General features: G+C 45.2%; 18 protein-coding genes and 2 pseudogenes. 4 read left to right on the top strand and 16 right to left on the bottom strand.

The genetic code is table 11. The features are described from left to right. Positions 1-117: 117 nt before the first annotated feature. From AB6E52_RS01615 to AB6E52_RS01625, 3 genes are all read right to left on the bottom strand, one after another. Positions 118-1,488 carry a DASS family sodium-coupled anion symporter gene (locus AB6E52_RS01615; protein ID WP_102320499.1) on the bottom strand — a complete coding sequence of 457 codons (1,371 nt, stop codon included), beginning with the start codon at positions 1,486-1,488 and terminating at the stop codon, positions 118-120. A gap of 197 nt (positions 1,489-1,685) precedes the next feature. Further along, on the bottom strand, positions 1,686-2,486 hold the full coding sequence (locus tag AB6E52_RS01620; protein ID WP_102320500.1) for a vancomycin high temperature exclusion protein: 801 nt from the start codon (positions 2,484-2,486) through the stop codon (positions 1,686-1,688). 172 nt (positions 2,487-2,658) lie between these two features. Next, positions 2,659-4,347 carry an NAD-dependent malic enzyme gene (locus tag AB6E52_RS01625; protein WP_017059764.1) on the bottom strand — a complete coding sequence of 563 codons (1,689 nt, stop codon included), beginning with the start codon at positions 4,345-4,347 and terminating at the stop codon, positions 2,659-2,661. A gap of 183 nt (positions 4,348-4,530) precedes the next feature. Here AB6E52_RS01625 and AB6E52_RS01630 point away from each other — a divergent pair, with 183 nt between their 5' ends. Together AB6E52_RS01630 and AB6E52_RS01635 are read left to right on the top strand one after the other, a co-directional pair. After that, positions 4,531-6,909, top strand: coding sequence for a helicase-related protein (locus AB6E52_RS01630; RefSeq protein ID WP_102320501.1), 2,379 nt, complete (start codon positions 4,531-4,533; stop codon positions 6,907-6,909). A gap of 203 nt (positions 6,910-7,112) precedes the next feature. After that, positions 7,113-7,490, top strand: a complete 378-nt coding sequence (locus tag AB6E52_RS01635) for a hypothetical protein (protein WP_017059766.1) — start codon at positions 7,113-7,115, stop codon at positions 7,488-7,490. 143 nt (positions 7,491-7,633) lie between these two features. On the opposite strand, the gene AB6E52_RS01640 is transcribed toward AB6E52_RS01635, so the two are convergent. The 7 genes and pseudogenes from AB6E52_RS01640 to AB6E52_RS01670 form a co-directional block, all read right to left on the bottom strand. Then, a complete protein-coding gene (locus AB6E52_RS01640; protein ID WP_102320502.1) occupies positions 7,634-8,737 on the bottom strand; it encodes a phosphoribosylaminoimidazolesuccinocarboxamide synthase in 1,104 nt (367 codons plus the stop codon). Positions 8,738-9,064: 327 nt separating this feature from the next. Further along, entirely contained in the window at positions 9,065-9,472 is a 408-nt protein-coding gene (locus AB6E52_RS01645) for a SulA-like leucine-rich domain-containing protein (RefSeq protein WP_017055178.1), read from the bottom strand. Between the two features lie 343 nt (positions 9,473-9,815). Beyond that, entirely contained in the window at positions 9,816-10,004 is a 189-nt protein-coding gene (locus AB6E52_RS01650) for a hypothetical protein (RefSeq protein ID WP_017059767.1), read from the bottom strand. 165 nt (positions 10,005-10,169) lie between these two features. Next, positions 10,170-10,607 (bottom strand): annotated as a pseudogene (locus AB6E52_RS01655) (hypothetical protein); the annotation flags it as partial. Positions 10,608-10,687: 80 nt separating this feature from the next. Beyond that, positions 10,688-11,255, bottom strand: a pseudogene (locus AB6E52_RS01660) (tetratricopeptide repeat protein); the annotation flags it as partial. A gap of 118 nt (positions 11,256-11,373) precedes the next feature. Next, the gene (locus AB6E52_RS01665; RefSeq protein ID WP_017059769.1) at positions 11,374-12,063 is read right to left on the bottom strand and encodes a DUF2786 domain-containing protein; all 690 of its coding nucleotides are present in this window, start codon (positions 12,061-12,063) and stop codon (positions 11,374-11,376) included. Positions 12,064-12,272: 209 nt separating this feature from the next. After that, positions 12,273-12,956 (bottom strand): DUF3334 family protein, encoded by a 684-nt coding sequence (locus AB6E52_RS01670; protein WP_017059770.1) that lies wholly within the window; start codon positions 12,954-12,956, stop codon positions 12,273-12,275. Positions 12,957-13,178: 222 nt separating this feature from the next. Between AB6E52_RS01670 and AB6E52_RS01675 the strand changes: the two genes are divergently transcribed. Both AB6E52_RS01675 and AB6E52_RS01680 read left to right on the top strand, forming a co-directional pair. Beyond that, positions 13,179-16,214: an FAD-binding and (Fe-S)-binding domain-containing protein gene (locus AB6E52_RS01675; RefSeq protein WP_102320504.1), complete on the top strand. Its 3,036-nt coding sequence runs from the start codon at positions 13,179-13,181 to the stop codon at positions 16,212-16,214. 66 nt (positions 16,215-16,280) lie between these two features. Continuing rightward, positions 16,281-16,742: an isoprenylcysteine carboxylmethyltransferase family protein gene (locus AB6E52_RS01680; protein ID WP_017066183.1), complete on the top strand. Its 462-nt coding sequence runs from the start codon at positions 16,281-16,283 to the stop codon at positions 16,740-16,742. A 91-nt stretch (positions 16,743-16,833) separates the two neighbouring features. Here the strand turns inward: AB6E52_RS01680 and AB6E52_RS01685 are convergent, their stop codons facing one another. The 6 genes from AB6E52_RS01685 to hutC all read right to left on the bottom strand — a co-directional run bounded on the left by AB6E52_RS01685 (position 16,834) and on the right by hutC (position 24,168). Then, the gene (locus AB6E52_RS01685) at positions 16,834-17,559 is read right to left on the bottom strand and encodes a DUF3581 domain-containing protein (RefSeq protein ID WP_017070238.1); all 726 of its coding nucleotides are present in this window, start codon (positions 17,557-17,559) and stop codon (positions 16,834-16,836) included. 211 nt (positions 17,560-17,770) lie between these two features. Beyond that, positions 17,771-19,303, bottom strand: a complete 1,533-nt coding sequence (gene hutH, locus AB6E52_RS01690; RefSeq protein ID WP_102320505.1) for a histidine ammonia-lyase — start codon at positions 19,301-19,303, stop codon at positions 17,771-17,773. A gap of 14 nt (positions 19,304-19,317) precedes the next feature. Beyond that, the gene (gene hutU / locus AB6E52_RS01695; RefSeq protein WP_102320506.1) at positions 19,318-21,012 is read right to left on the bottom strand and encodes a urocanate hydratase; all 1,695 of its coding nucleotides are present in this window, start codon (positions 21,010-21,012) and stop codon (positions 19,318-19,320) included. A gap of 72 nt (positions 21,013-21,084) precedes the next feature. After that, on the bottom strand, positions 21,085-22,110 hold the full coding sequence (gene hutG, locus AB6E52_RS01700; RefSeq protein WP_102320507.1) for a formimidoylglutamase: 1,026 nt from the start codon (positions 22,108-22,110) through the stop codon (positions 21,085-21,087). Further along, positions 22,097-23,341, bottom strand: coding sequence for an imidazolonepropionase (gene hutI, locus AB6E52_RS01705; protein WP_102320508.1), 1,245 nt, complete (start codon positions 23,339-23,341; stop codon positions 22,097-22,099). The genes hutG and hutI overlap by 14 nt, the downstream gene beginning before the upstream one ends. A 113-nt stretch (positions 23,342-23,454) precedes the next feature. Next, complete coding sequence (gene hutC / locus AB6E52_RS01710) at positions 23,455-24,168, bottom strand: histidine utilization repressor (RefSeq protein WP_102320509.1); 714 nt, start codon at positions 24,166-24,168, stop codon at positions 23,455-23,457. Positions 24,169-24,185: the final 17 nt, after the last annotated feature.

Consider the following 24,185-nt stretch of genomic DNA (forward strand, 5'->3'; position numbering starts at 1 on the left):
ATGTCCGTTCAGTGCTTGCTTACGCTGAACGGGCATTTTTGTCTTGGTTGAACCGGGGGAAGTTCAACCAGTTTAGGGGAGCATTCCTGTAAGCATGCGCTTATAGGACGTTAGTGCTTACCAGAAGATCCAAGCGAACAGAGTCAGAACTAGGATACAAACTAGGTTCAACACCATACCGATTCGCATCATCTCTTTCTGCTTGATGTGACCCGAGCCAAACACGATTGCGTTAGGTGGTGTCGCTACTGGTAGCATGAAGGCACAAGATGCTGAAACCGCAATCAGTGCAGACAAGATAACCGGAGACATACCCAGCGCTTCAGCAATCGTCGCGAATACAGGGACAAGCAATGCCGCACTCGCTGTGTTACTCGCAAATTCCGTTAGGAATACCACGAACGCTACCACGGCTAGAATCGTAAGCAGTACGCCAGCTGTTTCTAAAAATCCGCTTAGTGAGTGTGCTAGGAATACGCTGGTTCCTGTCGCTTTCAGAATGTTACTTAAACAGATACCGCCGCCGAACAGGATAAGTACACCCCAGTCCGTTGTTTTCTCAACGTCTTTCCATTCCACCGCTCTAGAAGCACCAAGCAGTACAATCGCACCAATCGCTACTAAGCTATCAAATTTAGAGAATCCGCCAATCATTGCGTTGATTGGTTTACCGAATATCCAAAGCGTTACGGTTAAAAGGAAGATAGACAGTGTGATTTTCTTGCTGTTTGTCCACTCAACGGGAGCGTGGTCTAGCTCGAATTTGTGGTCAAGCTTTGGCTTAGTCATCACGTAAAGAATAATCATCGCGATTGGCAGTAAGATCATTGAGATTGGAAGACCTAGCGCCATCCACTCAGTAAAGCTCAAGCCAACTTCTGCAGCGGCGATTGCGTTCGGTGGGCTACCCACTAAGGTTGCGATACCACCAATCGATGCACAGTAAGCGATACCCAGCAGTACGAACACGTACGTGTTGCGGTCTTCACTTTGGTCAACTTTGTTCATGATGCCAAGAACAAGGGGAAGCATCATTGCAGTCGTTGCTGTGTTCGAAATCCACATCGACAAGCCTGCACTCACACCGAATAGCATGAACACCGCCACCGACATTCTGCCTTTTGCAATCAGCAGAACTTTGTCGGCAATCGCCTTATCGAGCTCTTGCTTGTTGAGCGCAGCAGCAAGGGCAAAACCACCCATGAATAGGAAGATGATTGGGTTCGAGAAGTTCGCTAATGCAGCGGGCGTATTGAACACACCAAACAAGACAGCCAAGAGTGGAACGAGCAGAGCGGTGATGCTGACATGAATAGCTTCGGTTAACCATAGAACCGCAACGAACACGAGAATACTCAAACCAGTATTGACTTGTGATTCGAAAGGAAGGGTGTTGAGCAAGAGTGCGAATAGCGTGAAATTACCAATTAATATCATGCTGTTGCGGGTGAACAACCAGTGTTTCAGTGTAGTAACAAGTGCCGTCATAAGACGCTCCTTTTGTTTATCCTCGTTTTATTGGTGCACGACTTCATTGAGTCATGCTTATTATTGTCGAGGTATATAGCTTGATGTAGGGTCAGACTTTGTTGGAAGAATGTTACTCAAGTTAATAAAGGAGTGTTGGTGTGTTTTTGTGTAACAGTGGGGAAATGTGAGGCAACAAATTCAAAATGTGTAGTTTTCTACACATCTGTCTCTGCTGGGTCTGCAATAGGGTTTGTTGTAGGATCTACAACAGGGTTTACAGAGGGGTCGGTGATAGGGTTTGGAATCGGAAATGATTCCGGTTTTGGACTCGATTGAATGGGCTCTTTAGGTCCAAGGAACTTTGGCGTTGTCCCCATAATATACAAATCTAAGAAGGCTTTGGTACGCGCAAAAACTTCACGCAAACGGATAGAGGTGCCTGAATGATGAGTAGGGCCTGAAACCGCTAAACACTGCGCGTGAATATCGTAAGAATTGGCGATGAATAACGCTCTTTCACAGTGGAATTTTTGAGTGATGATCAGAAAGTTATCGGTATCGAATATCTTTTTGGCGCGAACAATCGAGTCTAAGGTTCTAAAGCCTGCATAATCGAGGTTAATGCGTTCATCGGGTACACCCGCTTTCAGCAAGTCGCGTTTCATCGTCCACGGCTCATTGTAAGAGCGATGAGCGTTATCACCACTTAACAGAAACTGGTCGACTTTTTCACGGTCGAACAGCTCAATCGCGGCTTCGATTCGGTGCTTATAATAGTCGTTGAGTGTTCGACCCAAATATTTGCTCGTGCCAAGCACAACGGCGACCTCAAGCTCGGGCACTTCATCTATATCGTAGATGATGCGATCTTCCGCTTGCCATGAAACCCAATAATCGATCGCAATAACCGCAGCGCTGCCTACTAAGAACACGAGGAAAGCGCCAAACAGAAAACCTTGCAGTTTTTTGTAAGCTTTTTTTATGTAGCTACGGATAATGTGAGAATCAAATTTCACTCTCGGTATGGTCCTTTCACTGAGCATTAATTTTTGAGTGCTCGATAATACCAAATAAAAATGAGAAAAATCAGTTAAAAAGACAAGACAGTTTAAAGAAAAAAGCCCCTGCAATTGCAGAGGCTCATATAAGAGTCGTTAACGCTCTTTATTCCAAGCGCAGTACGCTTTATTAGAATGCCGTGCGCTTGTAGCGACGGTAAACTGGCTGCCAGAAGTGCTGGTCAATCGCTTGTTGCAGTGCTTCTTCAGTGATCTCTAGAGCAACGCCCTGTTCAATCGCCTTTTTACCTACCGCAAGAGCAATTTTCTTAGATACCGTGTGGATCTCTTCCAATGGTGGAAGTAGAGCACCTGTGCCATTGATTGCTAGTGGAGAACACGTAGCAAGTGCACGGCTTGATTCCATTAGCATTTCGTCAGTGATGCGTGAAGCATTCACAGCCAATACACCAAGGCCAATACCTGGGAAGATGTAGCTGTTGTTACACTGAGCGATTGGGTAAGTTGTGCCGTTGTGAACGACTGGCTCAAATGGGCTACCTGTCGCAACAAGTGCTTGGCCATCAGTCCAACGAATAATGTCGTTTGGCGTCGCTTCAACACGGCTTGTTGGGTTCGACAGTGGGAACACGATAGGGCGTTCACTGTGTAGGTTCATCTCTTTGATGACTTCTTTGCTGAATAGACCTGGAGCACCAGACACACCAACCAATACGGTTGGTTTCGCGTGGCGAACTACGTCTAGTAGAGAGAAACCAGTGCCATCGCTTTCCCAGTCTTTGGTGTTTTCGTTGGTTTGAACTAGGCGCTGTTGGAAATCAAGCAGGTTTTGCATGCCTTCTTGTAGCAGACCCCAACGGTCAACCATGTAAACTTGAGAGCGAGCTTGTGCATCGCTGATACCTTCAGACACCATTTGGGCAATGATAGCTTCAGCAATACCACAACCTGCAGAACCCGCACCTAAGAAGGTGATGCGTTGATCTGAAAGTTTGCTGTTTGCTGCTTTACATGCTGCAAGTAGAGAACCAACCGTTACGGCTGCTGTGCCTTGGATATCATCGTTGAAACAACAGATGCGATCTTTGTAGCGCTCAAGCAGTGGCATTGCGTTCTTTTGTGCGAAATCTTCGAACTGAACTAATGCATCAGGCCAACGGCGTTGAACCGCTTGGATGAACTCTTCAACGAATGCATCGTAGTCAGCACCCGTAATACGAGGATGACGCCAGCCCATGTACATTGGGTCAGCAAGACGTTGAGGGTTGTTAGTACCCACATCGAGCACGATTGGTAGCATGTAAGCTGGGCTGATACCGCCACAAGCTGTATAAAGTGCTAGCTTACCAATTGGAATACCCATACCACCGATGCCTTGGTCTCCCAAACCAAGAATACGCTCACCATCCGTAACCACGATAACTTTAACGTTGTGGTTTGTCGCATTATTCAGTAGGTCATCGATACGATCGCGGTTCGGGTATGAGATAAACAGACCACGGCCACGACGGTAAATATTTGAGAAGTTCTCACATGCTGCGCCAACTGTTGGCGTATAAATGATAGGCATCATTTCAGAGATGTGGTTTTGAACTAAACGATAAAAAAGCGTTTCATTAGTGTCTTGGATGTTACGAAGGTAGATATGCTTATCCATATCACTTTCGAAGTTACAATATTGTTTGTATGCACGTCCTACTTGCTCTTGGATTGTTTCGGTTGTTTCCGGTAACAAACCTTCAAGGTTGAAAGAACTGCGCTCTTCAGCAGAGAATGCGCTGCCTTTGTTTAGAAGAGGTGTACTTAGTAGAGCAGGACCAGCATAAGGGATATATAGAGGGCGTTTATCGTTGTTCATTGGATGCCTAATATGGGAGAAAGGGTAACTAAAAAATGATAACGGTTTAGTTATTCAATTGTAAATAGTTTCTCCGCGATCTGAGCAAACAAAATGATATTCTTACCTCTGTCCCACACTTATCGAATTTCAACACGATAATTCGTTATACTTTGCTCACACTTTTTCGCTACTCGCCATTTTATGTCATTACTTCCCATCGATGCTTATCAAAACGTATTCCACGAACAAATCGCTAATTCTCACCTTGTCGTAGAGGCGGAAACCGGATCAGGTAAATCAACGCGCCTGCCACTTTGGGCTTCTCAGCATGGACGAGTGCTGGTGGTGGAACCAAGACGTATCGCGTGTACGTCATTGGCTAAATACCTCGCACAGCAATCGGGTGAGAAGCTTGGTAGCAAGGTTGGCTATGCGATTAAGCTTGAGTCAGAGTATAACGAGCAAACTAACGTTGTTTTTGTGACTCCCGGTATCGCGCTGCGTTGGTTATCAGAAGACGGATTAGCCAGTTTTGATGTGATTGTGGTGGATGAGTTTCACGAGAGGCGCTGGGACATTGATCTGCTGGTGGCGATTCTGAAACAAAAAGAGAGCCATCGCTTGGTGATCACTTCAGCAACCATTGAAGGGGAGCGTCTTGCTGATTACTTGGATGCGAATCGAATTAGCTGCGAGGGGCGAACTTATCAAGTTGAGATTGAACACAGAGCGAATGAATCCAGAACACTGCCTGATAGTCGACATCTAGGGCAGCGCATCGTGGAAGAAGTTAATCATCAGTTGATCGCTTCTTCTGGCGATATGTTGGTTTTTCTACCGGGTAAAAAAGAGATCGTGCAATGCGAACAAGCCTTAGCGAAAAATCCAGATATCCAAGTTGTTAAATTGCATGCGTCGGTCAGTGATAAAGAGCGAGATTCAGCGTTATCGGGTCGGAATATCCATACTGAAGGTAATGGTTTGAGAAAGGTCATCCTTGCGACCAACGTTGCAGAAACCTCATTAACCATTCCTGACATTGGCGTGGTGATAGATTCAGGATTAGAGAGACGCACCGTTCAGCGTAATGGCAGAGCCACACTGATGCTTAAATCCATATCACGAGCGAGTGCCAAACAGCGAGCTGGCCGCGCGGGTAGGGTAATGGATGGCGTTTGCGTGCGTCTATATGGTGAACATGCGGCGTTAGAGTTAGTCACACCGCCTGAATTGCAGCGTGAAGAGCTGACTGAACCTATGTTGGCCGCAGCATGTTGTGGATCTCCGCTTGAGAGCTTGTCCTTCCTTGACCCTATTCCAGAGAAATCACTCAACAGTGCAACTCAAACCTTGCTGACGATGGAAGCGATTAACGCCGACCATCAAGTTACCGAGCATGGTAAAAAGCTGTATCCGTTGCCGATTGATGCTTTGTATGCCGATATCGTTACTCGAATCAAAACCAAAGCATTAAAAGAGGCGATGGTTGATCTCACTGCGGCGCTGTCCGTTCCTGCTCGCTTGTATCAGTTACCAAACAATGCAGAACATCTTGAAGCGCTCGCGCAACAAGAGAAGGAAGGGTGTGATTTAAGCCTGTTGATTCAGATTGTGCGCGGTCGAGAATATCCGCATTTAGACATCGACCAACAGGCTCTGAATGAAGCTCAAGGATTGGCGAAGCAAATGCGGGAGGTATTTGAACTTCCTCAGCTAGAAGTCGCGTCACGTTTCCAACGCATTGAATTGCTCAAGACCATTGTGAATCTGCATCCTGAACTGGTGTTTGTGCGCCGACTGAAAAGGAAAGAAGCCTTTGCCAATGGTGTTTTAGAAGTGGTGCTCGGTCGTCAGAACCGTTTCCCTGATAATGCACAAGCGATGTTGGTGTTGGATACTCACAGCTTGCCGGGAAGAGGCGTTAAGCAAACACTGACCTTAGCGACGGTCACGACACCCATTCCTCTTGAGCTTCTCATTGATGCTGAACTAGGAGAGTGGGAGCAAGGCGAAACCGTTGTGAATGATGATGGTGTTTTTACCGAGATGGCATTGGTGTACGCAGGCCGCACGATTACAACCAAACTCGTCGCCGCTGAAGGGCAACTATCGTTAAAACCTATCGTCGACCTTGTGTTAAATGGAGAGCAGCTTCCCGGTTTTGCAAAGGCTCGCACTCAAGAAATCAAACACTGGCAGTTGTATGTGAAACTTGGTCTCGATGAACAAACTAAATACACACCAGAAATTGAGAACATTAACTTTGAGCTATGGTTTATAGAGCAGCTTGAAGTACTAGGTGTTACTGATGTCAGCGAATTGGAAATGTTCGATCATGCAGACATACCGTTCGATGGCATTCCAACTTGGCTCTACTCAGAATTTTCGGAAAAATACCCGTTTGCATTGAGCCTTGCCGACTTGCAACTCGATGTTGAATACTTGCCCGCAAGAAAGCTGATTTACGTCCATTATCAGTCGGGTAGCCGAAAGTTATCGCCAAAACGTTGGGAGCTACCGACATGGTCTGGTTGGCGTATTCAGTACAAAAAAGCGAGTCGAATAATTGATATCAAATAGATGGATAAGTTTTATCTCTAAAATATTAATCAAATAGATGCATATATGATTTTTCAGTGCTTATTTTGTTACAAGTTTGATTTTTATATGCCTTTTTAACCAATCAAAAGGTCATAAAAGACTATTCTTCTATATCCTATTGCTATAAAGAAAGAGTTGATAGATATTGAGTATATTGTGTTGCCAAAGTGTCGGGGGACATCATGGATAAACAGGAAGAGACGCGTGTAGAGTTCGATTACACAACATTTCTTGGCGCCTCATGCAGTAAAAAATGGACTTTTCTGGAAGCACTCACCACAATTGCGCCAGTGTTCAGTACCGTCTGGCGAGATAGCATTAAAGAGTTGGGCACCCCAGAGGATCGTTTATGGCAGATGGCATTGAAATCAATGTCGACGCGTAAAAGTGATGAGTCCAACATTGTTACCTTACTCAAGCTCGCTAAGCTGGAAGGGATCAATGAGCTCAAAGTGGTGATGCCATATTCACTTGAAGAAGAGCAGATCGAGTATATTGAATCGCGCAGTCATTTAGTGATTGCGGGTAATTCTGGAGAAGAGTTCACGATTAAGCTGTAACTTCAGCTCGCCTATAATCTCTCTCGAGGAATAGTAAAAACGTACACGTAAAAAGGGCCTCAAATATTGAGGCCCTTTTAGTATCTAAAACTTGAGTCTACGAGCTTATCAGCTTTCGAGCTTTTTATTTTGAGATTAAGCGACTAGTCGATTAGACCATAGTCAGCGCGCAGTACATCGATGATCTCTTGCTTCGGATTTTCGCTCAGTACGATCTCCGCACCTGTGATTTTCGCTGCGATATCAAGGTAAGTGCGAGACAGAGACATTAGTGAATCCAGTGGAAGTTCATTGTCACGAGCCAATGCTTCACGTTCTGGCATACGCTCTTTATTCAAAAGAATGTCGGCATCAGGGAAGTAGTTAAGCAAGAACTGACGGAAGCCTTCTTTTGAATTCTCAACGATGTTGCCGTTGTTATATTCCTGAGTATCCCAAATGCGAGATGAATCTGGAGTACCGACTTCGTCCATGTAGATAAGCTTTTCTTTGCCTTGAGCATCGTTGACGTAGCCAAACTCAAATTTGGTATCAACAAAGGTTTGGTCTACTTTTGCTAGCGCTTGGCTGATTACGTTGAAGCCTTCTTTAAGAAGTTTTTCGTAATGCGCGATGTCGCTTGCATGAGTAAAGTTGAATGCTGCGAAGTTATCTTCGATGTTGTTGCGTGTGATGTTCACATCGTCAGCTTCTGGAACGCCAGGAATACCTTTCAGAATCCCTTTTGTTGAAGGCGTGATCAGTAGCTCAGGCAACTTCTTGTCTTTCTCAAGGCCTTCAGGCATCTCGATACCACAGAATTCACGTTCGCCGTTTGCGTATGCACGCCACATTGAACCAGTGATGTATTGACGACAAATCGCTTCGATCATGACTGGGCGAGCTTTTTGTACAATCCATACGAACGGGTGAGGGATATCAAGAATATGACTGTCAGCAAGTCCGTTGTCTTTAAACAATTTGAACCAGTGGTTAGAGATAGCATTCAGAGCCGCTCCCTTACCTGGAACACCTTTAAGATTCCCTTCACCACGCCAGATACAATCAAATGCAGAGATACGGTCACTGATCACCATGATTGCTAAAGGCGCATCTGGTGCTACATCATAGCCTTTCTCTTTAATTAGTCGTTGGCTATCTTCTTCAGTTAACCAGTAGACCGAACGAACCTTGCCACTGTGGACAGGTTTATCAGTACGGATTGGTAGGTCATCATTTACGGCAAGAACTTGATCAGCAAGGCTCATTTAGACATTCCTATCTTTTATCAAACGTCATACAGAGAAGTGCGGTGTGCACATGATTAGACGGGCATTATACCCAATCTACTATTTGCTTCCAGAGAAAAAGCAAACGATTGCTAAATCTGTTGTTTAAATAAAAACCCCCGCCTAACAATCCGCCAAAAAATGGGCGAATTGTAGGGCAGGGGAAGGCAGTATGTTTGGACTGTGTTTTGGCGAATTGTTTCTTAAGTTAAATTAAGTTTGTTAGCTAAAAGATTAAGCTATGTTTGTGGACCATGTTTTTGAGCCAAAATGTTATTAAGCCAACATGTTATTAAGCAAGGTGGCTTAGTGAATACGCTCTGAATTTGCATCCATAAAGAAGACTTCACATTGAAAGCGTAACCCTAATGTTCTTAGGTACTGTTGGCTGAACTGATCAATCGATGCACTTGCAACAATCGCGCTCGCATTCTTAGAGCGGATTGCTTTCTCGACAGTCTCTACCTCAGTCATTTGATGAGAGGCTTTCATATGAATAACGCGGTCGCAGCAAACATTATGTTGCTTAAGCTGCTTAGCCGATGGTCTTGGTGTTTGAGCCGTAAACAGTAACCACTGATGTTGATTGGACAGCAACGCCATTCTTGCAAACAACGCTTCCTCGTTTGAATTTTTGCTTTTACGAGAAACTGATGTAAATGCGCAGTGAACTAGCGGGCTAGAGTGTTGTGCTTTAACGTGTGCTTGAATCATTTTGCTGTCCTTATATACATGCTGTATGTGTATACAGTAGTTTTAGTTGCTTATAAGATCAAGCGTTTTTTGCGGGATTATTGGACGATTTCGTCTGAGGTTATGGATGGTAAATGATTAAATCATTGAAAGTATTCGATAAATTAAATTTGAATGAATCTGCTGTTTTGTATCATAAGTTGAATAAATGTGAGCTTTATACAGGTGTATACACTGGTTTTTGCAGAAAAGTACTGTATATACCGGTATAGAAGAGAGAACAAAGAAGAAAGAAGAAAGAAGATCTAAAACCACAGGCACAAAAAAAGCGCCTTAGGCGCTTTCTTATATTTCACGGTGTTGTTTATCTCAATGTCGCTTGGGAGAGTTTTGCTCTCATTTCCATTTCACCAATATTGAACTGGCGAACATCAATGGTTGCAATATCATTGCACTCGTTACATGCATGATGACACTTACCATCTAGGTAGTCGTGCTTTTTAACTAGGCTTGGCTTTTTGCACCAATCACAAACGCCTTCTATTGTGAACATATTCTCTCCTCACCTGTTTAAGTCAGGTGTATTTTCGGCGCAAATTATGACACAAGTAAGACCCATTAGTTAATAGTTTGTTACCCGTTTTTGAGAGGGGGATCGATTGCAACACCAATAAAATCGATATCTTTGAGATCTAGGAAAATGAAGATGTGTGTTTGTTTACGGTTTTGTAACATTTTGTAAAATGGTTTTTAGCGCATTGTTCAAACGTTTCATTTCTTCGTCACATCCGTGACCATCTGGATGGTAGATCTTTGATAGCTGTTTGTATCGGATCTTGATGCTTTTCTGGTCGGGGATTGAGCTAGGTGTGTAGCCAAATAGCGCGCAGGCCACCTGCAAATTACTCAGACCTTTGCTGTTTTTCTGCTTCTTCAATTCGTGGAACATAGTGTGCAGCTGGCGTTTTTGCTGCTTAATCGTAAGGTCCTTCGAGCTAAGCTGCGCTTCAAGTGATTGTTGTTGCTGTCGCGAATCACCCGACTTTAGAGCTTGTCTTTTTCTTGAGATAACGAGCGTCGCAATAATGCTGATGATTGAAATCAACACGGCCAACGCAGCACCAATCATATAGTCAGAGCTAGTTAGGTTAGAACTGGAGAGGTTAGAGCGTGATGCTTGGTTAGATTGAACGTGCTTAGATACCCCCTGACTGGTGTCTATTTCAGAGTCGATGCTGTCATCGAGCTGTTCTATTGAAGAGATCTGTTTTGCACGTTGCTGGTTGAATTGTGCTTCCAAAATGCGGTTGTAGCCCTCTTCTGCTTGTGGATTATCTTTTAAGGCTGCTTCATACCATAGCTGCGCTTTATCTAATGGTTGAAGGAGGTCTTGTTCTAGCGAGGATTCGTAGAGTTTTGCTACCTCGATAGGTGCGCGCTGGTTACCTTGCAACGCCGCTTTAATAAACCATTCCAAAGCAAGCTTGTTACTTTGTTCAACACCTGTACCTGCCAAGTACCATTCACCCAGTCTAAATTGCGCGTTTGGGTTGCCGTTTTCTGCTGACTGCGTGTACCAATACAATGCATCACTGGTGCTAACAGGAACGTCGACACCCGATTCATAAGCTTGAGCCAATTGGTATTGAGAAACTGGATCTTGAGGTTGTGATTCTAGTGAAAATTCATCACTGCTTGCTGCGTGCACGAAATGTGTGGTGGACAACGGTATCGTGGAAAAGATGAGGGCTAGAAATAGAGCTCTAAGAAATGATAAGGGGGGAAAATTGGACACGATAAACAATGGGACCTCATAGTTAAGTCTAATACGATATGTGGTTGTCAATTAAGTCGTATCTTCTTCGGCGAGTGATACGACTAAAGTAATCACTATCAATACCCTAAGCCAATGTGCATCGGCTCTATGATTTAGTTATCTTTTTAGCTGCCTGGGTACCGCCAACTGGTCGATTAACAGACAATTTACGACCTTTCTTCAAACCAACTTCATAATCGGCGGTGAGGTTTTTCATCGCTTCTCTCAGTTGCTGCTTGAACGTTTCACGGTCGATATTTTTGAATTCTTTATCAATGTAGTTATTGATCTTGTTGTTTGATTCGTCGTCGGGAGTAATGGTTGGTAGCTTTTCAAGCGCACCTTCAACCCAGCCTGAAACAAACGAGTTCACGCGGCGTGTCACTTCTAAGGACCCTGTGCCAGAGCCAGCAAAGCTATTTCTGAATTGGCCGGTGTGTTCATTCAGTTCACGATAAATGATATCGAAAGCGAACGCTGCGAAGATCGCGCGGTCGGCTTCACCAATGAACTCAACACGCTTGAGGCCTTTATGATTCAGCAATACGGCTTCTACGCCAAATTTGGTGTTGATACCGCGAATAACACGCAGCAGTGTAGAACTGATATTTGCAGGTAACAGGTGACTGGACTGAGTTTTCCCCATCTTGATAAATTCAATATCGTCTTTTTCGAGACCATATTTCAGCATCAAGTTATGCGCCATTTTTATCGCATTGGCAGCTTCATTGACGTTCGCAGAATTTCCAAGCTCAAGACACTTGGCAATTTTCTTTAGGGCTTTTTTCTTATCCATCGACAATTTAATCAGTACCGCAAATTTTTAAAAGTCCAACATTTTACATGTTTTCGCGGGTAACAGAAAGGCAAAACTGGTTTGATGAACAAGGAAGGCGGTGAACATTGAACTGCATGAGCCCAGTTGGCGGTAAAAACAAAAACGCCATCAAGCGTATTGATGGCGTTAGTGACACGTTTTTTCAATATGTCTAGAGCATTCGTAAACTAGATACCCAGTTCATCGAGTAGATCTGCCGCAGAATCATTGCCAGAGCTTTGAGCTGGCTTGTTCGCTTCTTGCATTTTTTTCTGAGTCGCCTCAAGAATGCTATCTGGACATTCGTCTTCTGCGATTTCAAATTCTTCTAATTGAATGAACTCAGTCTTATCCATCGCAAGCTCAAGGTAGAAGATGTTGTTATTAGCGGTAGAGAAGGTCACACGACGAGCTTGTGGACGGTCGAGATTGGTATCAACAGAAAGGTTAACTTGCTTGTTCAGAGCCAGCATTTTCGGTTGGTTTTGTGTGATGTTGGTTTGCAGCTCTTTGCGGATTTTATTGGTGAAATCGCCAACTAATTGGTTCATCAACTCACCCAATACATCACCCACTTCGTCTGAAGTATGAAGCACAGCAAGCTCGTTTTCAGGCATGCCCATATTGCGCATGTAATTGGTGTAGATCTCTAGCGCTGCTTTGGACGTAAAATTAATAACAACGAGACCAGAAAAGCCGCCGTCAAACAGAACGAAGCAACCAAAATCTGGCTTTAGGCTTGTCTTGTTGATCTTTTGAACCATGGCTGAATAGGACACCTGAGAAGCCGTCGCTGAAGTCAGTACGCTTGAGACTGATTGGCATAGTTTAAGAAGGATATCTTCAGTTGTGACTGTTTTGTTTTTTTTCATTGTGATGTGCTCGTGGAGATGTCTTAAACAAAATGTTATTCAGTATATTGTTACTGAATTAAGACGAAAGTGACTATTTCTCCATTCTTGCACTGAGATTCTGATTTGATCACCTTTTTATATGATCTTAATAGTAGTAAAGTGACGAAATTCAAAGAAAATTATTATAAATCTCAGATAACCCAATGCTGATAGGATCAGCGAAGTAGGGGCAGGAAGCAAATGTTACCAAGACTTCAACTCAATGCTGATGTCGATCCAGTTGTCGTACGCTTTTTAGATGAACTAAAAACAGCGGGCTTTACTGGCGACATTGAATCTCAATATTCTAGCCGTTTGGCTGTGGCGACTGATAATAGTGTCTATCAGCAATTGCCGCAGGCGGTCATCCTTCCTAAAACAACGCAAGACGTTGTGCTTATCGGTAAAGTGGTTTCTAAATCCGCTTACGAACGCGTGACTTTTTCCCCTCGTGGCGGCGGTACCGGAACCAACGGACAATCTTTAACAAAAGGTGTCGTGGTTGACCTGTCGCGATACATGAATAAGGTTCTTGAGATTAACGAGAAAGAGGGCTGGGTAAGAGTTCAGTCTGGTGTCGTTAAAGATCAATTGAACGACGCTGTTCGCCCTTATGGTTACTTTTTCTCTCCAGACCTTTCTACCAGTAACCGAGCAACCTTGGGTGGCATGATCAATACCGATGCTTCGGGCCAAGGGTCATTGAAGTACGGCAAAACGTCTGACCATGTATTGTCGCTGCAAGCGGTGTTCGCAGATGGTTCATGTCTAGAGTCTGATTTATCACACGGCTTACCTGTAGAGGGTGAATTCGCTCACCATGCACTTGCGGTGACAGAGGCGGTTTGTCGAGACAAACGCGCTCAAATCTTAGATAAATTTCCTCCGCTGAATCGCTTCTTAACAGGCTATGACCTAAAGAATGCAATCAACGAACAAGATGACAGCTTTGACCTAACTCGCGTTCTATGTGGCGCTGAAGGTTCTTTAGCATTCATCACGGAAGCAAAGTTAAACCTAACCAAGATTCCAAAAGCGCGCACACTGGTTAACGTGAAATACAACACGTTTGATTCTGCGCTGCGTAATGCGCCGTTCATGGTGGAAGCGAAAGCACTGTCTGTTGAAACGGTAGATTCAAGAGTATTGAACCTAGCGAAGCAAGACATCGTTTGGCACACCGTGAGCGATTTGCTGACTGATGTTCCGAACAAAGAGATGCTTGGCATCAACATGGTTGAGTTTGCAGGCCAAGATGAAGCGGAAGTTGAACAGCAAGTTCAAGCGCTGACTGCACGCCTTGAAACCATGGTTGAAAGCGAAGAAGCCGGCGTGATTGGTTTTCAAGTTTGTAGCGATTTGGCGAGCATTGGCCGAATCTACAACATGCGTAAGAAAGCAGTGGGTCTGTTAGGTGCGGCGAAAGGCCGAGCTAAGCCAGTCGCTTTTGCTGAAGATACTTGTGTACCACCAGAAAACCTCGCGGATTTCATCTCTGAATTTAGAGTGTTACTCGATTCAAAAGAGTTGAATTACGGCATGTTTGGTCACGTTGACGCGGGCGTATTACACGTTCGTCCAGCATTGGATCTGTGTGACCCGATGCAAGAAGCATTGATGCATGAAGTCTCTGATGAAGTGGTTAAGCTGGTGGCGAAATACGGCGGTTTAATGTGGGGCGAGCACGGTAAAGGTTTCCGTTCTGAGTATGGCCCAGACTTCTTTGGTGAAGAGCTGTTTACCGAATTAAGACGTATTAAAGCAGCATTCGACCCGCACAACAAGATGAACCCAGGCAAGATCTGTACGCCTTTAGAAAGTGACGCTGAATTGGTGAAAGTCACCGATACCAAGCGTGGTTTCTACGACCGTCAGATCGACGTACAAGTTCGTGACAGCTTCAAGCAAGCAATGGAATGTAACGGTAACGGCTTGTGTTTCAACTACGATACTAGCTCGCCAATGTGTCCTTCAATGAAAGTTACGGCTGACCGACGTCACTCACCCAAAGGCCGCGCAGGCTTGGTAAGAGAGTGGTTGCGTCAACTGACTGAACAAGGCGTTGATATTCTCGACCTTGAGCAAGAAGCGTTGAAAGACAACACACCCGTTAAGACTATGATTGAGCGTGTTCGCAATACGATGAACAAACGCCATGAGTACGATTTCTCGCATGAAGTTCATGAGGCGATGAACGGTTGTTTGGCGTGTAAAGCGTGTGCGAGTCAATGTCCGATCAAAGTCGATGTACCAAGTTTCCGTTCTCGATTCTTGAACATCTACTACTCGCGTTACCAGCGCCCTGCAAAAGATTATCTAGTTGCCAACATTGAAACCATGCTGCCGCTGATGGCGAAAGCGCCAAAAGTAGTCAACGCTGCATTGGGTCAAAAGTGGATCCAAACGGCAACAGCTAAAACGGTCGGTTATGTTGATGCACCATTGATGTCGGTGCCTACGCTCAAAAATCGTCTAGCGAGTAAAGAGCTGCAACTCTTCGATTTACAGTATTTAGAAGGCTTGTCTTCTGAACAGAAGAAACAGCATGTGCTGATCGTTCAAGACCCGTTTACCAGCTTCTATGATGCCGAGGTGATTGAAGACTTCGTCACTCTGGCTCAAAAACTTGGCAAAACTCCGGTACTGCTGCCGTTCAAACCGAATGGTAAAGCGTTGCACATCAAGGGCTTCTTAAATCGTTTTGCACGTGAGGCGAAATCGACTTCGGATTTCTTGTCGATGGTGGCGGATATCGGAATTCCTTTGGTCGGTGTTGATCCTGCTCTTGTGCTTTGTTACCGCGATGAATACGTCGAGATCTTAGGTGACAAGCGCGGCGACTTTGATGTACTTACTGTGCATGAATGGTTAATGCCATCGCTAGGTGAGTTCGAAGCACGCTCAGCAAGTGAAGATATGTGGTACTTGTTTGCTCACTGTGCTGAGAAAACCAAAATGCCGAACGCTGAAAAAGAGTGGGGTACTATCTTCAAACACTTTGGGGCGGCGTTAACCAGCGTTCCTGTCGGCTGTTGTGGTATGGCGGGAACTTTCGGCCACGAAGTCGATAAGCTACAAATGTCGAAAGACATATATGGTTTAAGCTGGAAGCCTCAAATGCAGGACTTACCAAAAGATCGTTGCTTGGTGACGGGCTATTCTTGCCGCAGCCAAGTGAAGCGTTTTGAAGGTGAGAAGCTTGCTCACCCATTACAGGCGCTAGCAAAAATTCTCTAATACATTTAGCCCAGCAATTGCTGGGCTTTTTTCTAAACTAACAAAGGAATGTTAATAAGGAAAAGTATGAAATTTCTAGAATTAAAAGTACCACCAGTTGCACTGTTCATTATTGTATTCGTAGCATCATACTTCTGCGCTCAACAGTTGAGCCAAGGGACACTGGCATTGCCTTATGGAATGATTGTGTTAGGAATCGGAGTCACATTGAGTGGTGTGATCGGAATATCCGGCATATTGGAATTTCGAAAACAGAAAACCACCGTTAACCCGATCAAAGTAGAAACCGCTTCAGCCGTCGTGGACAGTGGAATTTTTGGCTACACGCGAAACCCAATGTACTTAGGGTTGTTCATCCTGCTATTTTGCTTTGGCTACTTCTTCCAGAATATCTTCAGTGTACTACTTAGCTTTGGCTTCGTAATCTACATGAATTACTTCCAAATCAAACCCGAAGAGCGAGCACTAGAACAATTATTCGGCGCAGAATATGTTGATTACAAACAAAAGGTTAGACGCTGGATTTAGTGATGATTTGAGTGCTGGCTTAGTAATCGAAATAAAAAAGCCCAGCTTGAGATTATCAAGCTGGGCTTTATTGATCTTGTTCTAGAGCTGATTAAGCAGCTGCTGTGAACTGAGCTAGAAACATCTCTTTGCGTTCGTTGAAGCGGTTTACTAGGTCGTCTACAGAAGCTTGGTCGTATGGCTTAAGGCCACTTGCTACCATACGCTTCACGCCTTTACCTACTACTTCGCCGTCTTCTTTGAAATCGAAGTTCAGGGTCACGATGCCACGTTTTCCTTCAACATCAAAAGTCGCGCCAGAGAATTCAACTTCTGGGTGAGACAGGTCTAGGCGAGTAAATTCAACTTCCATGCTCTCGTAAATCACTAGAGGACGTTGGCAGTTGATCATCATTTGTTGTTCTTCCATAAGAGGAACCATGATGTGTGGGAAGTTCATGCCAGAGAACTTAACGTAGTTTGTTACTACGTGCTCGATGAATGCTTGATCATGGCTCTTCTCACCTTCACAAGACATGTGTAGGTACTCTTTACCATTTGCATCGATAAGTGAGCTCTCTTTTTCACACTTGTTGTCAACGCTTAACGCAATACCGTTACCAACCATACCTGAAAAATCAAAACGCATTTTTTGGCTGATGCCTTCTTTCTGCAGAAGAACTGCAAACAAAAGATCGCCAGGCACGCAGAAGCGCTTGTTGTCTTCATCGTGAATTGGGTTGAAGTCAGCAGCTACTTTTTTAGCAAAGTGGCTAGCTTGTTCACGAGTGAATTGAAATTGATTGTCTTTAGTAGAAAAGTAAGGTGTCAGAAACATAGTATCGCTATTAGTCATCAAATCTGGGGTGGATTATAGCTAACTAACTTCGATCTAATGGTCTATCCAGTTAACTTTGCTTATATATCAGTCAATTAGATAAATACGTTGGATGGTATGTGACGATTTTGAGGGGAATAGGGGCTTGGATTCAATGCAACAAGGGCTAATCAATAGCCCCTGTTTATATGACGTGCTATTTCGCCAAACCTTAGAAGCTACACAGTAGGCCTTCTGGCATTAGATGGTTATGCACTGATAATTTGAGCAGTAGATTTGCTTGCTCGATATCAGGTGAGAAGTAACGGTCTTTGTCGTAGAAGCTGACTTTCTCGCGCAGTATCTGTTTTGCTTCTTCTACTCGAGGAGAAGAGAGATTTGGTGCTCTAAAATCCAAGCCTTGTGCTGCTGCTAAGTATTCAACAGCCAAGATGCCACGGGTGTTTTCTGCCATGTCACGCAGTCGACGACCCGCAAAGGTTGCCATAGATACATGATCTTCTTGGTTTGCCGATGTTGGAAGGCTGTCTACTGAAGCTGGGTGTGCCAGTGTTTTATTCTCGCTTGCCAGAGCAGCAGACGTTACTTGAGCAATCATAAAGCCTGAGTTAACGCCGCCGTTATCGACTAAGAAAGGTGGAAGTTTGCTTAGTGCGCTATCAATCAGCAGTGCCATTCTTCGTTCAGAAAGGCTACCAATTTCTGCAATCGCAAGTGCTAGGTTATCCGCTGCCATTGCCACAGGTTCTGCGTGGAAGTTACCACCTGAAATAATGTCGCCGTCTTCAGCAAATACCAGTGGGTTATCCGATACCGAGTTCGCTTCAACGTTTAACGTTTCTGCTGAATTACGAATTTGCTGTAAACAGGCACCCATCACTTGAGGCTGACAGCGCAACGAGTAAGGGTCTTGAACCTTTTCACAGCAAGTGTGTGATTCACCAATCTCACTCTTTTGATCAAGCATATGGCGATAAGCAAGCGCGGCATCCATTTGACCACGATGACCACGAACGCGATGAATTCGAGGGTCAAACGGACGACGACTACCCAGCGCGGCTTCAACAGACATCGCGCCACACACGGTTGCAGACGCAAACAAGTCTTCAGCTGCGAACAGACCTTCTAATGCAAAGGCTGTCGATGCTTGTGTGCCGTTCAACAGAGCTAAGCCTTCTTTCGGAGCAAGTGTGATTGGCTCCAAGCCTGCGATCTGCATTGCTTCTAAGCCCGTGATGATTTTGCCGTTGTGACGTGCTTGGCCTTCACCAAGCAGTACCGTACTCATGTGGGCGAGGGGAGCGAGGTCTCCAGAAGCACCCACCGATCCTTTTTGTGGTACACACGGGTAAACTTGTGCGTTCACTAGATCGATAAGAGCATTGATGACCTTGAGTCGGATACCCGAGTAACCACGAGACAAGCTGTTAATCTTAAGTACCATCATCAAACGTACAGTCTCATCAGACATGAATTTACCGATGCCTGCTGCGTGAGAAAGCACGATACTTTTCTGTAGTACTTCTAAATCTTCAGGGGCTATTTTGGTATTCGCTAATAAGCCAAAACCTGTATTGATGCCATACACGGTGCGATCTTCAGCAATCACTTGCTCGACAACGTGCATGCTCGCTTCAATATCAGGAATCGCTGCAGGGTCAAGTGATAAGTTTACAGGGCTACGGCTAATCTTACGCAGTTCAGGTAGGCCAAGAAGTCCTGGTTTAAGTAATAAATTCAACATGTTTTCTCCAGACATTAAAGGCGACGAAGTTCTTCGTTTAGCATAGGCAAATCAAGCTTCTGCTCTTTAGCACACTGCTTGGCAATATCGTAACCCGCATCAGCATGACGCATAACGCCTGTTGCTGGGTCGTTGTGAAGTACACGAGCAATACGCTGTGATGCATCTTCACTGCCGTCACAACAAATCACCATTCCTGAGTGTTGCGAGAAGCCCATACCAACGCCACCACCGTGGTGCAAAGAAACCCAAGTTGCGCCGCCCGCTGTGTTCAGAAGGGCATTCAATAGAGGCCAATCTGATACGGCATCTGATCCATCCATCATGCCTTCTGTTTCGCGGTTCGGGCTTGCTACTGAACCTGAATCTAGGTGGTCACGACCGATAACAACTGGTGCTTTCAGTTCGCCATTTTTCACCATTTCATTGAATGCTTGGCCTAAGCGTTCACGATCTTTCAAGCCAACCCAACAAATACGCGCTGGCAGGCCTTGGAACTGAATGCGTTCACGCGCCATATCTAGCCAGTTATGTAGATGTGGGTTGTCTGGAATCAGTTCTTTTACTTTTTGGTCTGTTTTGTAGATGTCTTCTGGGTCACCAGATAGTGCCGCCCAACGGAAAGGACCAATACCTTCGCAGAATAAAGGTCGAATATAAGCCGGAACGAAACCTGGGAAATCAAACGCGTTTTCTACGCTTTCTTCCAGTGCCATTTGGCGAATGTTATTACCGTAATCCACGGTCGCTGCGCCGCGGTATTGCAGGTCTAACATCGCTTGTACTTGAATCGCCATAGATTGCTTAGCGGCTTTCACCACTTTTGCTTCATCAATGGAGCGCTCTTGTGCGGCTTTCTCCATCGTCCAACCTTGCGGCAAGTAGCCGTTAAGAGGATCGTGGGCAGAGGTTTGGTCAGTCACCACATCAGGTGTGATATTGCGTTCAACTAACTCTGGGAAGACGTCTGCGGCGTTACCTAATAAGCCAACAGAGATTGGCGTGTCTGACTCTTTAATCATTGCCATCGCTTCATCTAAGCTGGTGGCTTTTTTGTCTACATAGCCAGTACGCAAGCGGTAGTCGATTCGTGATTCATCACACTCCACTGCGATCATTGAGAAGCCAGCCATCGTTGCAGCAAGAGGTTGAGCGCCGCCCATTCCACCAAGACCGCCCGTTAGAACCCACTTGCCGTTTACTTCACCTTGGAAGTGCTTCTTCGCGATAGCGACAAAGGTTTCGTAAGTACCTTGAACGATGCCTTGTGAACCAATGTAGATCCAGCTGCCCGCGGTCATTTGGCCGTACATCATCAAGCCTTCTTTATCGAGCTCGTTGAAGTGTTCCCAGTTCGCCCAGTGTGGAACAAGGTTCGAGTTAGCGATCAGTACGCGAGGTGCGTTTTTATGAGTCGGGAACACGCCCACAGGTTTACCGGATTGAACAAGTAACGTTTGGTCGTCCTCTAAACGCTCTAATACTTCAACAATCTTGTCGTAACATTTCCAATCACGTGCTGCACGACCAATACCGCCATACACAACCAGTGCATGTGGGTGTTCTGCCACATCAGGGTCTAGGTTGTTCATCAGCATACGCAGTGGTGCTTCTGTTAACCAAGATTTAGCGCGCAAAGTGGTGCCATGAGGTGCGCGAATTTCGCGAGTCGTGTCGAGACGAGGGTCACTGTTGTGGTGTTCCGTCATTTTGGAATTCCTTCTGTTTCACGTTATATCGTTGTAGTTGTAGTTGTAGTTGTAGTTATCGGTATAGCTGGATTAGTCGCTGGCCATTGCACTGGCTATATCCCAACACAAACGTGCCGCCAATCGAGCAGTTTGGCTATCGATGTCGTAGTCTGGGTTGTATTCCGCAATGTCCGCGATAATGAGTTTTTCACTGTGTTTGAAAATCTGTTCTAGAAAAGGAGCGAGTGCTTCATAGCTCACGCCTCTTGCCGCTGGTGCACTGACGCCCGGCGCTGTCGCTGCTGGAAATACGTCAAGGTCGATAGTGAGATAGAGGTAATCACACTCAGCGATGAATTTTTGTAACTTAACCAGTTGAGCGACTTGGTTCACTTGGGTCATGTTGCGGTCGTGTTCATACCACACACCAAGTCGGTCGGCTTTGTTGAAAAGTGCTTTGGTATTGCTGGCGGCACTTACACCGAGACACGCGTAATGAAATGGCCACTGATGTGTGTGGCAGTATTCGCTAATCTGATTAAAGGGTGTGCCTGAGCTTGGTTTGACGTCAGCGATGTCGCTTTCAAATTCACGAAGATCAAAGTGAGCATCAAAGTTAACGATACCTATCTTAGGTTTGTGATCTGATTGAGTTCTGTGAAGATGCTCAGCTAGGCCTTGGAAAGAAGCCCAAGCGACTTCGTGACCGCCGCCAAGGGTAATCACTTTGTTGGTTGATAGCGCATTGGCAATCACAGTAGCGCACTGCTTCTGGCTCACTTCTAATTGATCATCGTTACATTCGATATCGCCAAGATCAGCAAAGCGTGTATCACAGTGCCAAGCCATATTAGCTAACGCTTGGCGAATCAAATTAGGTGCTTGTTTTGCGCCAACACGTCCTTTATTTCTTGCAACACCGGCATCGCTGGCAAAGCCAACCAAGGCAACAGCGTTGTCAGTAAGCCCTTCATTTAAAACATTACTTTGTACTTGCGTGGTAATGTGATGAACACGAGTACCGAGCTCGCCATCTTCAAGGTCATTACGCCCCGTCCACACAAAGTTGTGAGTGGTGGATACTGTATTAGTGCAGCTGGATTTAGATTGAGTCATGACAGACCTCGCCATTAACAATGCGCTTATGCAGGTGAGGAACACCAACTTGATAGCTTAAGTCGGCAGGGTGCTCGATATTCCAGATAGCCAAATCAGCAGAGTAACCTACTTCAATTTTGCCTCTGTTTTGCGACTCGCCAATGGCAGCGGCTGCATGGCAAGTTACCCCACGTAATGCTTCTTCTGGGGTTGTGCCAAATAGGGTGCAGCTCATGTTCATCATCAGTGTTAAATCAGCAAAAGGAGAAGTGCCGGGGTTTAAGTCGGTCGCGATTGCCATTGGGATGTTGTGCTCACGAAGTAGGGCAATGGGCGGCTGCTGTGTCTCTTTCAAAAAGTAGAAAGCACCTGGTAATAATGTGGCGACTGTTCCTGATTTAGCCAGTGCTTTTACTCCTGTTTCATCAAGGTATTCAACATGGTCGACAGAGAGTGCACCGTATTTAGCTGCGAGCGCACTGCCGCCCATGTTAGAAAGCTGCTCTGTGTGGCCTTTGATCGCTAGCCCATGTTCTTTAGCAGCCGCAAATACACGATCGGTTTGTTCTAGGTTGAAGCCGATCGATTCGCAGAATACGTCGACCGTGTCAGCTAGTCCTTGCTCTGCGGCTTTAGGGATGATCTCTTGGCATACCAGATCAACGTAACGATCTGGCTGTTCTTTATATTCTGGTGGTACAGCATGTGCTGCAAGGAGTGTGGTGGTGATTTTAATACGACGGTGGTTTTCTAAGGCTTTAGCAGCACGTAACATCTTAAGCTCGTCATCAAGTGTTAAACCATAGCCAGACTTTACTTCAACGCTGGTGACACCACTTCTTAGCAGGCCGTCTAATCTAGGCAGCGCCATCTCAACCAGTTCGGCTTCTTGTGCGGCTCGTGTCGCCGTTACCGTCGCTAAAATACCACCGCCTTGTTTTGCGATGTCGGTGTAGGAGACACCATTTAACCGTTGTTCAAATTCATTGGCACGATTACCTGCAAACACCAGATGAGTGTGGCAATCAATCAGTCCTGGTGTGACGAGCTTGTTTTTGCAGTCGTAGATGATGTGATCAACAGAGCGGCTAGCACTCGCCGTTTCACAATGAAGTGACTCATCGCTTGAGTGTGACAGGAATACGATCTTACCGTTCTCGATAACGATATCTTGCGGGGAAGAAGGTTGATAACCGTCAGCTCCCGAGCTCATCGAGACCACTCGTGCGTTTTTGAGGATCAAATTCATAATCACCTAGATCTTTGCTAAACATTAAATGTATATACAAATAAATAGGCTAAACGCTGACCCGAATCAAGTTGATGTTGCAAAAATGTGATCGGCGATCAGGATGATGTTCTTTAATCTAGAAGTATCTTGGAGCTTAATTTGTACTTAGAGCCAGGATGGTAGAGCAATGCAAAGCTGATGAGGCGTTCTTTGCTCCATGTTCTTCTATTCAAAAGAAGGCAAGGCTCTGATTCAGATAGCTTTAGTGACGTTCTGATTTGAGAGTCTGGAATAATGGCTTCAACTGTGTGCTCGATAGCACTTAACGGGCAGCTTTTTGAAAGGTATTCATTAGGTGTGGAAGTTGAAAAGTCTTGCTCTAGGTATTTTGGAGCGGCTTGAGAATTCACCCAGCGCGCTTCCAATTGTATCGGCGTGTTGTCAGCAAAGTGTATGATTTCACTATAGAACACCTCTGCGTTAATCATCACACCTAACCGTGTAGCCGTGCTTTCATCAGCCTTGATGCTATCGTGCTTGATAACTTGACTAGTATACGTTTGGCCGCGGTCTTTGATCTCTTGCGCGATGTTGTTGATATCAAGCAGCGGAGATTGCGCTTTTTCGTCGGGTTCACAAACAAAAGTCCCCAGTCTTGGTTTCCTGATGAGCTTGCCTTCAGACACAAGATCTCGAATGGCTTTATTGACCGTCATTCGACTCACATTGAACTGCTCGGTAAGTTCGAGTTCTGTGGTGATTTGGTAACCCACCGGCCAATGACCACTGCTGATCTTGTCATCTATGAACTGTTTTATCTGAAGGTAGAGCGGTGCTTTCGACATAATGAAACCTTATTTGA

Source organism: Vibrio sp. 10N.247.311.13 (assembly GCF_041467595.1).
GTDB classification, from domain to species: domain Bacteria; phylum Pseudomonadota; class Gammaproteobacteria; order Enterobacterales; family Vibrionaceae; genus Vibrio; species Vibrio crassostreae_C.

Bases quoted from the DNA above. Each gene is read 5' to 3' on its own strand.
- AB6E52_RS01615 (WP_102320499.1), bottom strand. From the start codon at position 1,488: ATGACGGCACTTGTTACTACACTGAAACACTGGTTGTTCACCCGCAAC.
- AB6E52_RS01625 (WP_017059764.1), bottom strand. From the start codon at position 4,347: ATGAACAACGATAAACGCCCTCTATATATCCCTTATGCTGGTCCTGCT.
- AB6E52_RS01630 (WP_102320501.1), top strand. From the start codon at position 4,531: ATGTCATTACTTCCCATCGATGCTTATCAAAACGTATTCCACGAACAA.
- AB6E52_RS01635 (WP_017059766.1), top strand. From the start codon at position 7,113: ATGGATAAACAGGAAGAGACGCGTGTAGAGTTCGATTACACAACATTT.
- AB6E52_RS01640 (WP_102320502.1), bottom strand. From the start codon at position 8,737: ATGAGCCTTGCTGATCAAGTTCTTGCCGTAAATGATGACCTACCAATC.
- AB6E52_RS01645 (WP_017055178.1), bottom strand. From the start codon at position 9,472: ATGATTCAAGCACACGTTAAAGCACAACACTCTAGCCCGCTAGTTCAC.
- AB6E52_RS01650 (WP_017059767.1), bottom strand. From the start codon at position 10,004: ATGTTCACAATAGAAGGCGTTTGTGATTGGTGCAAAAAGCCAAGCCTA.
- AB6E52_RS01665 (WP_017059769.1), bottom strand. From the start codon at position 12,063: ATGGATAAGAAAAAAGCCCTAAAGAAAATTGCCAAGTGTCTTGAGCTT.
- AB6E52_RS01670 (WP_017059770.1), bottom strand. From the start codon at position 12,956: ATGAAAAAAAACAAAACAGTCACAACTGAAGATATCCTTCTTAAACTA.
- AB6E52_RS01675 (WP_102320504.1), top strand. From the start codon at position 13,179: ATGTTACCAAGACTTCAACTCAATGCTGATGTCGATCCAGTTGTCGTA.
- AB6E52_RS01680 (WP_017066183.1), top strand. From the start codon at position 16,281: ATGAAATTTCTAGAATTAAAAGTACCACCAGTTGCACTGTTCATTATT.
- AB6E52_RS01685 (WP_017070238.1), bottom strand. From the start codon at position 17,559: ATGTTTCTGACACCTTACTTTTCTACTAAAGACAATCAATTTCAATTC.
- hutH (WP_102320505.1), bottom strand. From the start codon at position 19,303: ATGTTGAATTTATTACTTAAACCAGGACTTCTTGGCCTACCTGAACTG.
- hutU (WP_102320506.1), bottom strand. From the start codon at position 21,012: ATGACGGAACACCACAACAGTGACCCTCGTCTCGACACGACTCGCGAA.
- hutG (WP_102320507.1), bottom strand. From the start codon at position 22,110: ATGACTCAATCTAAATCCAGCTGCACTAATACAGTATCCACCACTCAC.
- hutI (WP_102320508.1), bottom strand. From the start codon at position 23,341: ATGAATTTGATCCTCAAAAACGCACGAGTGGTCTCGATGAGCTCGGGA.
- hutC (WP_102320509.1), bottom strand. From the start codon at position 24,168: ATGTCGAAAGCACCGCTCTACCTTCAGATAAAACAGTTCATAGATGAC.